The 12,617-nt window shown below is 48.9% G+C and carries 12 protein-coding genes; 1 reads left to right on the top strand and 11 read right to left on the bottom strand.

Annotated elements, in window-relative coordinates:
* Window positions 1–304 precede the first annotated feature (304 nt).
* From L2713_RS17740 to L2713_RS17700, 10 genes are all read right to left on the bottom strand, one after another.
* Window positions 305–1,339 (bottom strand): DUF8426 domain-containing protein, encoded by a 1,035-nt coding sequence (locus tag L2713_RS17740; RefSeq protein WP_248968790.1) that lies wholly within the window; start codon window positions 1,337–1,339, stop codon window positions 305–307.
* A 15-nt stretch (window positions 1,340–1,354) separates the two neighbouring features.
* Entirely contained in the window at window positions 1,355–1,480 is a 126-nt protein-coding gene (locus L2713_RS20550) for a hypothetical protein (RefSeq protein WP_262251051.1), read from the bottom strand.
* Window positions 1,470–1,793 (bottom strand): DMP19 family protein, encoded by a 324-nt coding sequence (locus L2713_RS17735; protein WP_248968789.1) that lies wholly within the window; start codon window positions 1,791–1,793, stop codon window positions 1,470–1,472. The genes L2713_RS20550 and L2713_RS17735 overlap by 11 nt, the downstream gene beginning before the upstream one ends.
* Before the next feature lie 720 nt (window positions 1,794–2,513).
* Complete coding sequence (locus L2713_RS17730) at window positions 2,514–3,968, bottom strand: methyl-accepting chemotaxis protein (RefSeq protein WP_248968788.1); 1,455 nt, start codon at window positions 3,966–3,968, stop codon at window positions 2,514–2,516.
* Window positions 3,969–4,082: 114 nt separating this feature from the next.
* Window positions 4,083–4,574, bottom strand: a complete 492-nt coding sequence (locus tag L2713_RS17725; RefSeq protein ID WP_011622224.1) for a DUF1097 domain-containing protein — start codon at window positions 4,572–4,574, stop codon at window positions 4,083–4,085.
* Between the two features lie 370 nt (window positions 4,575–4,944).
* Entirely contained in the window at window positions 4,945–7,191 is a 2,247-nt protein-coding gene (locus tag L2713_RS17720; RefSeq protein WP_248968787.1) for a xanthine dehydrogenase family protein molybdopterin-binding subunit, read from the bottom strand.
* Window position 7,192: 1 nt separating this feature from the next.
* A complete protein-coding gene (locus L2713_RS17715; RefSeq protein ID WP_011625802.1) occupies window positions 7,193–7,690 on the bottom strand; it encodes a (2Fe-2S)-binding protein in 498 nt (165 codons plus the stop codon).
* Window positions 7,691–7,693: 3 nt separating this feature from the next.
* Window positions 7,694–8,176, bottom strand: coding sequence for a nucleotidyltransferase family protein (locus L2713_RS17710; RefSeq protein ID WP_248968786.1), 483 nt, complete (start codon window positions 8,174–8,176; stop codon window positions 7,694–7,696).
* A 203-nt stretch (window positions 8,177–8,379) separates the two neighbouring features.
* Window positions 8,380–9,393: an XdhC family protein gene (locus tag L2713_RS17705; RefSeq protein WP_248968785.1), complete on the bottom strand. Its 1,014-nt coding sequence runs from the start codon at window positions 9,391–9,393 to the stop codon at window positions 8,380–8,382.
* A 478-nt stretch (window positions 9,394–9,871) separates the two neighbouring features.
* A complete protein-coding gene (locus L2713_RS17700) occupies window positions 9,872–10,516 on the bottom strand; it encodes an MBL fold metallo-hydrolase (protein ID WP_086904076.1) in 645 nt (214 codons plus the stop codon).
* Between the two features lie 179 nt (window positions 10,517–10,695).
* On the opposite strand from L2713_RS17700, the gene L2713_RS17695 reads away from it, so the two are divergent.
* Window positions 10,696–11,985 carry an alpha/beta fold hydrolase gene (locus tag L2713_RS17695; protein WP_248968784.1) on the top strand — a complete coding sequence of 430 codons (1,290 nt, stop codon included), beginning with the start codon at window positions 10,696–10,698 and terminating at the stop codon, window positions 11,983–11,985.
* 220 nt (window positions 11,986–12,205) lie between these two features.
* Here the strand turns inward: L2713_RS17695 and L2713_RS17690 are convergent, their stop codons facing one another.
* The gene (locus L2713_RS17690) at window positions 12,206–12,589 is read right to left on the bottom strand and encodes a cytochrome c3 family protein (RefSeq protein WP_248968782.1); all 384 of its coding nucleotides are present in this window, start codon (window positions 12,587–12,589) and stop codon (window positions 12,206–12,208) included.
* Between the last annotated feature and the right edge of the window lie 28 nt (window positions 12,590–12,617).

Genomic DNA, 12,617 nt, shown 5'->3' with positions numbered 1-12,617 from the left:
TTAAACACCGATGTTGTTCAAGTCCATGCTTGGATGCAGGGCCGCCCCGTCAGATGTAATGGATTCACGAATGCCGTGATGGCATGGATGCCAAAGAGCGGCCATGGGGCGGACGGTCGTCTCGCTAATCGCCACGGTTCACCTGTTTAGCATCGACGAAGTCTGTTTGCTTTAAAGAAATACGTAGCGTGCTTTGGGACATTTTCGAGTTAAAGCTTTAACTCTAATCCGTGGAGTTCGGTTTAAAATATCTTTGGGCTAACGCCGCATTGCAGCGGGTTGTCCGCTGCAATGCCTTGTTATGTTACTCACTCCACTCTGGTGTCATAGCTCTTAGGGCCTCATTAACCCCAAAGCATTCATATATTGGGTAACTAGCCTTAAGGTTAGTAATATTAAAGTAGGCGTAAAGCCGGAACTCATGCTCTCGTTTTATATATATTCCATACCTCAAGCCATCTGTCACTATCAATCTACGGCAATTATCTTTTCCTTTCGCGTAGGATTGAGCTTGTGAAAATGCAGTTAAACAGGAGTTTCCTTTCTTTTTTGCTTCCACAACTACACTTAAGTTGGAGTCTTTTCTTGGAAGACTCTTAAATAAGGCCACATCTACTTTATTCCACTCAATGGCCATTTTTTGAGGCGTCCAACCCAACGCTCTAAGTAATGGAACTGCCAAATAGGAAACTGTTTCAAACTCCGAGGGGTTGTCATATTTGTTATACCATTTAGCAATCCTCACCAATTCATCGATTTCTTTATTTAAATTATCGATCGAATTACTAGAAACCCCATTATCGAATAGAAACTCTGAAACAGCTTCAAAGTCAACAGTGTTATCTTCAGATCTCGGCAATTCGATTAGTGGTGGAGTATTGTCGAAATCAAGCGCCAATGATTCAATCCAATCAGTGACAATCGGCGAATCAAGTTTTTGTGTTGTATCGCCTTGCTTAAGAGTATAAGTATCAAAGTTTTTAGGTGACTTAAGTCCTTTCCATAACCAACTCACTCTACGAACATGCTGTAAATCCCAGCCGTCTACATCACCAAATAAATCAAGCCATTCATAATCACCTACGACAACACCTACACCAAGTATTGTTGAAGTTCCTAAACGGAGAACAACAATGTCTCCATCTTTAATCTCTTGCGAAAATCGCTTAAGGTCGGTCACTTTCTTAGAGGACCAATCATCGTTTCTTAACGTCTTAGCACAGCCTGGCCATGAACCAGCGTAACCAGGACCATTTAGTATGACGTCCCACTTGAGACATATCGCAGCATAATTTCTATCTGTATCACCAACAGCTTGTTGCCAATAGCTTCTATTCAAAAGTTAATCTCCATGCTACTTGAAAACATAACGCCGCAAACAGCGGCGAGCGATAGCGAGTCCGGCGGCGATAGCGAGTCCGGCGGCGATAGCGAGTCCGGCGGCGATAGCCGCGCACTGCTTTGCCTTGTTAACCTTCATGGCTCGATACCAGTGAAGCTAAATCATCTTCATATGCCAAAAACGCCTCATCAAAATCCTCGAAGGAATCTGAATCAGGGGAAATAACCTCCAATAACTCTTGCCTTGCATCACGATCTTTCGGAGGCATGCCGCCTGGAAATTTAGATGCTGCTCGTCTGACGATATCAGCAGTGTAAACAGCTCCTATTTTTACAAGAGCATGGATCGTATCTTCTGTGTGATCACCTGCCGAGTTATAAAAGAATTGATCAAAGCCTCCATTATTTATTTCAGCCTCAAGCTCATCTATGAGTTCTTTAATCGTTGGCACAAATACTCCTTGGAGGTTAACATTTTATTCATGCGCATGCGCGTTTACCTCGTTAGACCAGTGAAAACGCGCACAGTTAACTATCTGTATGTAAAGAACTTATCAGCATTCTGCCGCTTTTCATATAAGTAATCCATCTGGAAAAACGCGCATGTGCGTTTTCTAAATCTATTAACTAAAAGCCAGCTACCATAGTCATTTGATTTTATAGTGTTTTATTTGCTACAGATGGAATTAATGCGCACTGATATTGTCTTAAAATCACACCAAAGTATCTAAATTTAAATATGACTGTATAGCCATACATTATTAGCCACTTCGCGGTAAGGCCAAACATAGGTAACTAGATGAGAATTTGTATGGCAACAAGAGTAGGTATTTTCGATTGAGATAACGAGCCGAAACACACTTTGGGGCAATACCTTTTTAGCTGAAAGAGCTGTAAAAGGGTTAGTTAAGGTTGGCATTGTTGCACCAGTGCCCCTCTAAAATAGGGACATTTTAGTAATAAAAAGAGAGCGTGGTATTGGGGGTATAGTGACAATTACTGCTAAGCAACTCAGTTATCTGCTTTGAGGTATTTCGAAAATGAAATGGCGGAAATCTACGATTTCCGCCATTTTCAGATGATACGCTAATGCTTTGTATGAGACTCAGTATCGGGTGTTATTGCTCAACTACCCACACTGAAAACTGGCAATGCCCACATTGAAGGTAAGATTAGCTAGTGCGGTACTGTTTAAGGATCCCTTCGAGTTCAACCGAGGCATGTTGCAAATCATGCGCTAGGGTGACACTGCGCTGCGCCGTTTGTTTAATGGTATCGGATTGATGGCGGATCTCATTGAGTTGGCCAGCAATATCGCGAGCGGCCACGCTCTGCTCTTCCGCCGATGCAGCAATCTGGCTGCTCATATCGAATACGGCATTAACCGATTGCGCCATCCCCTCGACATCGTCGCCCACGGCAATAATGGCGCTGCGGCCTTCATCGGCGCGGTCCACAATCTCGGTGGTGATATTGGAGAGCTGACGAGTGCCCGATTGCAATCCTTCGATCATCGCTTGGATCTCAACAGTCGCTTGTTGAGTCCGTCCCGCTAAGGTACGCACTTCATCGGCAACCACCGCAAAACCGCGGCCTTGCTCACCCGCACGGGCTGCTTCGATGGCCGCATTCAGCGCCAGCAAATTGGTCTGCTCGGAAATACTGTTGATGGTAGTCACCACGGCATCGATACCCGCCGCATCCTTAGATAACTGTTCTACCGATGAAAATGCTGCGCCAATCTTGGTTGAGAGTTGCCCAATACTGTCGACCGTATGGCTAATACGTCCTTGGCTGGCACTCATTTGGCTGGCGTTATCTTTGGTCTGGAGCGAGGTATTACTGGCATTGACCGACACTTCTTCAATCGCCGAGGTCATCTGCGCCATGGCAACGGCAACCGAGTCTAAAAATTGATGCTGGGCACCAATTAACTCGCCACTGCTTTTGGCCTGCTGATTAAACTCATCGGCGGCGAGGGAGAGCGTCTGAGCATTGCTGCGAATAGCACTCACCATTTCACTCATGTTATCGGCGCAGCGGTCAATTTCGCGGGCGATTAAACTGAAGTCATCGGTGCCGAAAAAGTTTAATCTAAAACTTAAGTCGCCATCGGCTAAGCGTTTGATGGCCATGTACATATCCCACAGGCCACCGCCGAGGGAGGTTGAAATCCAGTAGCTGAGTTGGAATAAGGGTAATAAACCGATTAACGCGAGCCAAAACATTAAGTTGGCATCGCTGCGCCCCTCGCTTTCCCATTGAGCAACATTTTGCGACAGCTCGAGTGCGCCGCTGGATCCCACGCTGGCACTGGCGGTCACATTTTCTCTTTGGCGCTGAGCGTCAGTTTGGCGACTGACAACACTTAAACCATTGTCACGGGCAAACTGTGACAACGTATCCCCTGTCAACTGCTGTGCATTCGCGACTTGAGCAAAGGCATCGACCGTCGCCTGCACCCGAGCTAAAGAGGCGGCTTCGAGGTTGCGGTGGGCATGTTGGTAATTGACGAGTGCAACGGCGGCGGTGATCAGCGCCACCATAGAGCAGACAACCCAAAACTTTCCGTTGAGACTGAATTTGATCAATATGGCATCAATGGTGCGAAACTGGATTTGTTTCATCTTGATATTTCCTAAGACCTAAAGGCTATCGGGTACTAAATCAGCATTATAGCTCATATATTCCATCACTTTTTTACCGCACAGGCATCATCTGCACATTAAAAAATGATGAATTTAATCGGCACTGGCGATTTCAGAACCTGTTGATGCTGACCATTTTTGGCGAAGGGTGACTAACTGCGCCGTCAACAAACTCATGCAAAAACCTAACAGGGCGCCCAACACTAAGGATGGCACAATATTGGCGACATCCCCTGCCATGGCAAAGGTAATACAACAGCCAATAAAGGCGCCGGGAATAAAACTTAATTTTTGATAACTGGCCTGTAGGCACATTGCCGAGGTCGCGATACCCGTAAACAGATAACCCGCCACAGGCGATACGAAGAAACTGCTACCGCTGATAATGAGCCAAGCCCAAAACACACCGGAGAGATTGGTACACCACGCCATCATCACGCCTTGAAAACCGGCCTTAGGCTGAGCAAAGAAGGTGCTACAACCTAAAAAGCCAATCCAAGTAACGAGATGAAAGGCATCTGCGATACCACACCAGACAGCGGCTAATAGCCCCGCCGAAATAGCGACTTGCCAACGATTTTCCATGATGACCCCTTTGTATTGTTTTCACGGAAGTTAATACTCAAATGCGCTTAAGGTGCGGCTGTATTATGGTGTTATAGCGCCCTTCACTTCCGTGTCGATCAATTTTTAGTAGGGATCTGCAATCGAAAACAGACTCACAGGCCGACTAGGAACCGATTCAAATGAATGTGTACGCGAGTCCGCATACCTTAGGTCACTTGAGTAAACATATTGGTTAAATTACCTCTATTCTGGTAACAAAAACCTGATCTATTGCTAATTTTCGGCATTAATGCCCGTAAATTTGCTAACAAGCAATTTATTTGTGGTAAAAAAACGAAAAAAGCGCTTATTAGGCGCTTTTTTGCTCACTCAGGAATGGTTTACAGCATCACACCTTTAACTGTTTATTAACTGGCAGATCGCGGATCCTAAGGCCTGTTGCGGCAAATATCGCATTGGTCAGGCTTGGTGCCACCGGCGGCACGCCGGGCTCACCCACACCCGCAGGCGGTGCATCCGAGTCGATAATGATGATCTCCATCTCTGGCACTTGGGGTAAACGTAGCAAGGGATAATCATGGAAGTTAGACTGCATCACCTTCCCCTCTTGGTAACTGATCTCCCCCATTAGCGCCAAGCTTAAACCAAATACTATCGCGCCTTCGGTCTGCGCTTTCACCCTGTCGGGGTTAACCACAGTGCCCGCATCAATCGCAGCAATGGCATTCAGCACCTTAAGCTGTTTGTCCTCGCCGACTTCTACCCGCATCGCCACCGCCACCACACTCACAAAGCTGCGGTGCACGGCAAAGCCCCAACCTTGATTCTTACCCGCTTTAGGCGCCTTGACTTGGGCTTGTTCAACTGCCTCAATCACCTTGAGGTAACGGCCGACATCGACGGGATGACGGTTTAAGTCTTCACCATAGTTGCCATATTTAAAGCCTTGGTTCTCAAAGGCCTCTCGCCTTGCTTGGCCCAGTAAGCTGCGCCACATATCGGGGCAAGATAACTTGGCTTTATGGGCCATTTCATCGACAAAACTGCCCACGCCAAACCCGTGTTGAATGTTACATACCGAGCGCATCCAACCGATACGATTGTGAGCGCTGGCTTTAACGGCCTCGTAGCGTAAATTTGCGAGGGCAAAGGGCACATCGACAAAGCCTAAGTCCAGCTCTCCACCGGATGGATACTCAACGCCCTCGGCAAAGGTGGAGCTGATCGACGGGAAGCCCGTACGCGCGAGCAGCGCCGTTGGTTTGTTATTGGCATCGAGCAAGGCCTGATAACACTGGGCACTGATGGCGTGATAATAACCGTTTTGGATTTCATCCTCACGGCTCCAACTCACCTTCACTGGCCGTTTAAATTGCTTGGAGAGTAGCGCCGCCTCCACACTGAAATCTGGTTTGGACTTGCGCCCAAAGCCGCCGCCCAGTAACGTCACATTCACTTTCACCGCATCCTCGGCGATACCTAAGGCTGCGGCCACATTTTGCTGGGTACTCTGCGGTGTTTGTGTCGATGCCCAAATTTCACAGCCCTTCTCGGTCACATTGGCGGTTGCCACAGGCGGCTCGATGGAGGAATGGATAAGGTAAGGCACGGTATAAATCGCCTTAAGGGTATCGTCCTTCGGCCAGGCTTTGACCTCATCACCAACTTGACGTACCACCTTGCCAGGGGCTTGTACCTTGTCCACCAGCTCTTGCAGGTAGGTTTTAGAATCGTGGCTGCTGTTGGCAGACTCAGTCCAGCTCACTTGCAAGGCTTTACGCCCCTGCAGCGCGCTCCAAGTATTTGTCGCCACCACAGCTACGCCGCCTAGGGCTTGAAAAGCGGGAGCGCCCTTGGACGTTGGCAAACGGTACACATCGACCACACCAGCTACTTTGCGCGCCGCACTATCGTCAAGACTTGCGACATCGCTCCCCAATACGGGTGGGCGCATAATGCTGGCATAAAGCATGTTATCCACTTGAATATCATAGCCATAGACAGCCTTACCCGTGAGCATGGCCTGCATATCGACTATCTGACGCGATGCACCAATTTGCTTGAAATCCTTAACCGCCTTTAACCGCAGCGAATCGGCTGCGGGCAGTGGTAATCCCGCCGCATCGAGGGCTAATTCGCCAAAGCGCGCAGCACGGCCAGATTTAGCATGCAGCACTTGATGATCTTTAGCCTGCACTTCACTCACGGGGACTTTCCAGCGAGCTGCTGCGGCTTGTTCAAGCATGGTTCGAGCCATCGCGCCCATCTCACGCATGCGATCATAGTTTTCGCGGATACTGCGGCTACCATCGGTATTTTGGCTGGCGTAACGTTTATCTGCGAGTCCTTGAATAGGCACAATTTTATCCCAATCAGCCTCCAGTTCTTCGGCCAAGATTTGTAAAATCCCCGTGCGGATCCCCTGGCCCATTTCGGAGCGGTGGCAGGTCAAATAAACCTTGTCATCCTCACCGATGGCGATAAACAGATTGAGCCGCGCCTGCTGATCCTGCGCCAATGCCATTGGACTCCAACTGAGACCACTTGCCCCGAGTGCGAGGCCGCCCCCGACGGCGCCGAAGAGTTTTAACACATCGCGGCGACTGATATTTTCAACTGCGGTGAATGTACTCATCTTAGCCCTCCTGTTTGGCATAGCTTTGCAGCGCCGCTTTTATCCGAGGATAGGTACCGCAGCGACACAAATTACCCGACATGGCAGCATCGATTTGCTCCGCCGATGGTTTTGGATGCTGAGTGACTAAAGCCGCTGCCGACATTAATTGCCCCGCCTGACAATAACCACACTGAGGTACATTATGTTCGGCCCAAGCATTTTTAAGCTTTTGATTATCCAGCCCTTCAATCGTGGTCAGTTGTTTGCCCTGCGCCTGGGATACGCTGGTTAAACAGGCGCGCACTGGCTGACCATCTAAATGCACGGTACAGGCGCCGCAGAGTCCGGCACCGCAGCCATATTTAGTGCCCGTTAAGCCTAAAATATCCCGTAACGCCCAGAGGATGGGCATATTGGGATCCGCATTTAAGGTAAAAGATCTGCCATTAATGGTCAGGTTTTGGGAAGGCATCGCAAGACTCTGGTCCTTTGCCGCCTCCGAGGATGGTATTGCCATAACTCACTCCTTAAGTGCCAACCACGACGCAAGATCGGCTTTAGTATCAATATCAATCGCGGCATGCGGTAAGGGTACAGCCACTAACTCACCCACATTTGCCAGTTGTTTTAAGATGGATTTGGCGCCGCGATCGCCGGTCAAATCCGTTAATAAATCGAGTATTGAGGCATTAAAAATAGCAGGAGCGCCTAATTCATCCAGCTTACCTGCTTCGTGATGATAAAGCGCGGCCACAGATTGCTGACTCGTTTGCCAAGTCTCAATCAACTGCCGATAGTCTTCAAATGTCAGCGCGACCTGATCCGCTAAGGTGAGTAACATGCCATCAAACTGCTGTGCTTTTGCAAAGTCCGCCGCAGCGCGCAGCGACGATGACAAACCCGTCTGCCAGTCGGCATTATGCAGTAGCGAGAATTGATTCGCCCTAAAAGCCTCAAGTTGGGGACGAAGTTCGTGGGCATGGGCACCGAGCACCACCAGCATCGAAGCGCTGACTTAATTGGATGCTCCCATTGCCAATGGCGCCGAGGTGAAGCGAACCAAACGCTCGATATGGCGTTGTAAGATGCTTTTCCCACAATTTTCACTCGAGGGCGTTGATAATGGCTGCGCCAGTTTAATCCCCTGAAATCGCCGGCTCTCCCCTGCAGCCAGCACGGCAATTAACAAGCGTTGGCGGCTCAGCATTAGGGCATGATCCCATCGAGAATCGAACATGGCGCGCCGTGTAGCACCCCATGGCATTGGGCCAAGATACTCAAGGCAATAGCGCTCGGTAACTCGCCACCGAGCGCAAGCCCCGCAGGCGCCGAGAAAAAGCCACTAAACGAATCGGTACTGAGTTCGGCCATTTCCAGCACTTTATCCCGCCGATGGGCAGGCCCCAAGAGCGCAACATATTTAAGCTCAAAGGGTTGAATGGCTTTGAGCGCCGCTGCATCTAAGTTCAGGTTATGGTGCATGACCACTGCACAATCTAAGGATGCAACAAGGGTGCTCGCCTCATTAGCACTTTGCTTGACGATATGGGCATGGGGAAAGTCGGCACTTCTCGCGTAGGCGGTGCGCGTATCAAATACGCTCACCTGCCAGCCTAAACTATGGGCAATCGCCGCCACGGGTTTAGCATCAATGCCCCCACCAAAAATCCCTAAATGAAATCGCGGTCTGAGCGGGATGATAAGCGCCTCCCCGTCGGACTGACTGAGTATGCCCGCCTTAGGAAAATCCGCCGTAGGAAAAGGGGCACTCTTTGCCGGATAAAACTGCGCGGCGTAACTGCGAGCATCACTGCCCGCGGGAGCGAGAGGTAACTGATAGTAGCCCGACTGCCCCTTACGAAAGGCTTGCACTATGTCCACTAGTCCAAGATCATGATTTTCTTTAAGCAAAGGGATCAACATGATATCGACTTTACCGCCGCAACCGAGGCGGTAGCTGGCATCGGATTCATCGGTCGCATCGTAGGTGACACAAGCAATCTGCTGCGATTGCATGGCTTGCTGCGCATGACGGCGAAGATCCGCCTCTAAACAGCCACCACTTAATATCCCCGCGCCTTGGCCAAACTCGTGGAATAACATCATGGCACCGGGCTTTCGGTAGGACGAGCCTTGGATATGGGTAATCACCGCCAGCACCCACGCATCATCGGCTAAAGGCAACCAATGCTCTAACAAGTCTTCGATTTGCTGAACCATGCACAACACTCCATGCTTGCATCTGCGGCTAGATAAGTGAAGCCAATAAATAACATTCGACTTAACAAGTTAACAAAGCTGAACTCGCATTCATAGAGGAAATGATGAACAAAATATTGCGGTGAGGGATACTAGGACGTGTTGACGTTTCGAGATTAAATTTTGTTCGCTCTGGCAAGTTCGTGATCGCGAAACGAGGAGTGAGGTGTAGTTATTCTACTCAAATAACGAGTGACATAGAGCAAGAGCTTGCCAGAGGAACCCTTCGGGCAGCGTTTGGTTGGAGTTTCTGCTGCGTTATCGCCCGTTTATGTAGAATAACTACACTGCACGGGCTTTGCCTTGCATAAAAACCAGCCAAATAGCTGCAAAAATAACTATGAAACGTCAACACGCCCTAAGAGTTCGCGGCGAACGATAATGAGCTAACCCATGACTCGCGACGCATTTACACACGTCGCGATGAAGTATGGTCGGTTTACAACAGTAACTGATCGGCCACAAAGGGGTTATGTTCGCGCTCTTCCCCGAAGGTCGACATAGGTCCGTGGCCGGGAATAAATTCTACATCCGCCCCTAAAGGCCAAAGTTTGGTGGTGATGGAGTGGATTAAATCCTGATGATTCGATTGCGGGAAATCCGTGCGACCAATTGAGCTTCTAAACAGAATATCGCCGACCCAGGCCAGATGAGCGTCGGCGGAATAAAATGCCACGTGGCCCGGAGTATGCCCGGGGCAATGCAACACGCTTAAACTTTGCTCACCCACGGTAACTACATCGCCATCCTGCAAATATTGCTCGGGCTCAAAGGCTTCGCAGTGGGGAAACCCAAAGTTTTGGCTCTGTTTTGGCAGGTTATCAATCCAAAACTTATCCGCTACATGGGGGCCAATAATAGGTACATTCGTTTGCTGCGCCAACAGTTTAGCACCGCCCACATGGTCGATATGGCCGTGGGTCAGCAGAACTTTTTCAAGGGTCAGTCCCAACTTGTCCACTTCGCCTAAAATACGGTCGACATTCCCTCCCGGATCGACAACCGCGGCACGCTTCGTTTTTTCACACCAGATCAAGCTGCAATTCTGCTGGAAAGGTGTCACAGGAATAATTTGATACTTCATAGCTTCAATCTCGTGTTATCCATAGCCGATAGATTACGCTAAGAGGCTTATCATGGCTCAAATTTTTACAATAAAAATTGATCTTAACCAAAGGCTAACCAAATAATCCCAACTTGCGACAACAGGGCTTTTGTATACAATCTGCCCTAAACAACAAGCCCTACTCTTAAGGTTAATTGATGAAACCCGATATGATGCTCGCCGGTGTCCTCGCCAAAAAACACTCATTCAACCTGCCACTCAATTATCAACAGCCGATTGGTGAACAGATCAGCGTGTTCGCGCGGGAACTCTGCGCCATTGAAAATAAAGATAAAAAACTGCCATATATCGTCTTTTTTCAGGGAGGTCCCGGCTTTGCCGCCATGCGCCCCGCTAATAATAGCGGTTGGATCCGCCGCGCACTCAAAGAGTTTAGAGTATTATTGCTCGACCAACGGGGCACTGGGCTTTCTAGCCCGATAAATTACCAAAGCCTCGGTCACTTAACGCCTGAACAACAGGTCGAATATTTAAGCCATTTTAGGGCCGACAATATCGTCCGCGATGCCGAATCAATTCGCGCCCAGCTCTGCCCCGCCGACAAGTGGGCGATTCTAGGTCAAAGTTTTGGTGGTTTCTGCGTGCTGCATTATTTAAGCGCCGCCCCTCAGGGTGTGAGTGAAGCTTATATCACTGGCGGCATTCCTTCCCTCACACGCAGCAGTGATGAAGTCTATCAGGCCACCTATCAGCGCGTACTCGCTAAAAATAAGGACTTCTTCCAGCGCTTCCACGATGCGCAGCATCTAGTGACACGCCTCGCCAAACATATACTCGAGCACCCAGTGCATTTAGCCACGGGCGAGCGCCTCACGGTTGAAATGCTGCAACTGCTCGGCATTAACTTGGGCATGGAGCAAGGCCCTGAGTCGGTTTACTATTTGCTTGAACAGGCGCTGGTGCACTCGCCCCAAGGTGATTATGTCAATCCGCTGTTTTTAAATCATTTCTGTCAATTGCTCGACTATAACACCAACCCGATTTTCGCCCTGTTACACGAAGCCATCTACTGCCAACACAGTGCGTCACAGTGGTCTGCCCATAGGGTGCGTGAACAGTATCCGGCCTTTAACTATCAAGTCGGTAAGCCTTTCCTGTTTACTGGCGAGATGATTTACCCTTGGATGTTTGAGCAATTTAGCCATTTAGCCCCACTCCAAGCCGCGGCCAATCTCCTTGCCCATAAAATGGACTGGCCGGCGTTATACAATCTCGAGCAACTCAGCCAAAACCGCGTCCCAGTTGCGGCCGCGATTTACAGCGAAGATATGTATGTCGAGATGGACTACAGCCTCGAAACTGCCAAACAGGTAGCTCACCTAAAGTATTGGTTAACCTCGGAATATGAGCACAATGGCATTCGAATGGATGGCGAGCGGATCTTAGATAAACTCATCAGTCTCAACCGCGGTGACAGCTTAAGATAAATGTTAATTTTAAGGGTTAATTAAGTAAAAGCTGTCATTGTGTGCTGGCTCCTCATCCATATGAGTGATTTTGGCTACAACATTCAACGACCAATTTTCCGTAAGAGTAATCCGTATTGGCTTACTCTTTTTTTTACCTAAAAAAATGCACTCAACCGGGTTGAGTGCATGACAAAAATAGTCAAAAAAGCAGGGGAGCGAGTTTCTAACCGAGATGAAATTAACGTTTCATCTGAGGATAAGTAAATTCATGGCATTGATTGCAATAGACTTTACTTTCTTTGTGTTCCTGATGGCAGTAAGTACAAGGCAAATCTGTACCATAGTGCAGACTGTCATGGGGATTTGGCTCAACCGAATGGCCCGCATCCGCTAGGCGCTCAGTCAGCTTAGCCACCTCCTCGGGTGAACCGTGGCAGCTACTGCAAGTCGCTGCATCGGGAACGATTTTACGTTTTGCATCACCGTGGCATGCCGCGCAATCGACTTTACCATCGGCTCCTGTCATCACCTCTTTATGGTAGTCCTTGATATTCAATGCATTAGCGGCCATTGGCGTTGCCAGCATGACACCGAGTAATAGAATAAATACGGGTTTTAACATCAGAGTCTTCCTAGGCGGGGCATAGTGC

This window comes from Shewanella seohaensis (assembly GCF_023283775.1).
GTDB lineage: Bacteria > Pseudomonadota > Gammaproteobacteria > Enterobacterales > Shewanellaceae > Shewanella > Shewanella seohaensis.
Note: the sequence above shows the minus strand (reverse complement) of the source record. Positions and strands in the feature narration are given on the sequence as shown.

Bases quoted from the DNA above. Each gene is read 5' to 3' on its own strand.
- L2713_RS17715 (WP_011625802.1), bottom strand. From the start codon at position 7,690: ATGGCAATACCATCCTCGGAGGCGGCAAAGGACCAGAGTCTTGCGATG.
- L2713_RS20550 (WP_262251051.1), bottom strand. From the start codon at position 1,480: ATGAAGGTTAACAAGGCAAAGCAGTGCGCGGCTATCGCCGCCGGACTC.
- L2713_RS17720 (WP_248968787.1), bottom strand. From the start codon at position 7,191: ATGAGTACATTCACCGCAGTTGAAAATATCAGTCGCCGCGATGTGTTA.
- L2713_RS17705 (WP_248968785.1), bottom strand. From the start codon at position 9,393: ATGGTTCAGCAAATCGAAGACTTGTTAGAGCATTGGTTGCCTTTAGCC.
- L2713_RS17695 (WP_248968784.1), top strand. From the start codon at position 10,696: ATGAAACCCGATATGATGCTCGCCGGTGTCCTCGCCAAAAAACACTCA.
- L2713_RS17690 (WP_248968782.1), bottom strand. From the start codon at position 12,589: ATGTTAAAACCCGTATTTATTCTATTACTCGGTGTCATGCTGGCAACG.
- L2713_RS17725 (WP_011622224.1), bottom strand. From the start codon at position 4,574: ATGGAAAATCGTTGGCAAGTCGCTATTTCGGCGGGGCTATTAGCCGCT.
- L2713_RS17730 (WP_248968788.1), bottom strand. From the start codon at position 3,968: ATGAAACAAATCCAGTTTCGCACCATTGATGCCATATTGATCAAATTC.
- L2713_RS17710 (WP_248968786.1), bottom strand. From the start codon at position 8,176: ATGCTGGTGGTGCTCGGTGCCCATGCCCACGAACTTCGTCCCCAACTT.
- L2713_RS17700 (WP_086904076.1), bottom strand. From the start codon at position 10,516: ATGAAGTATCAAATTATTCCTGTGACACCTTTCCAGCAGAATTGCAGC.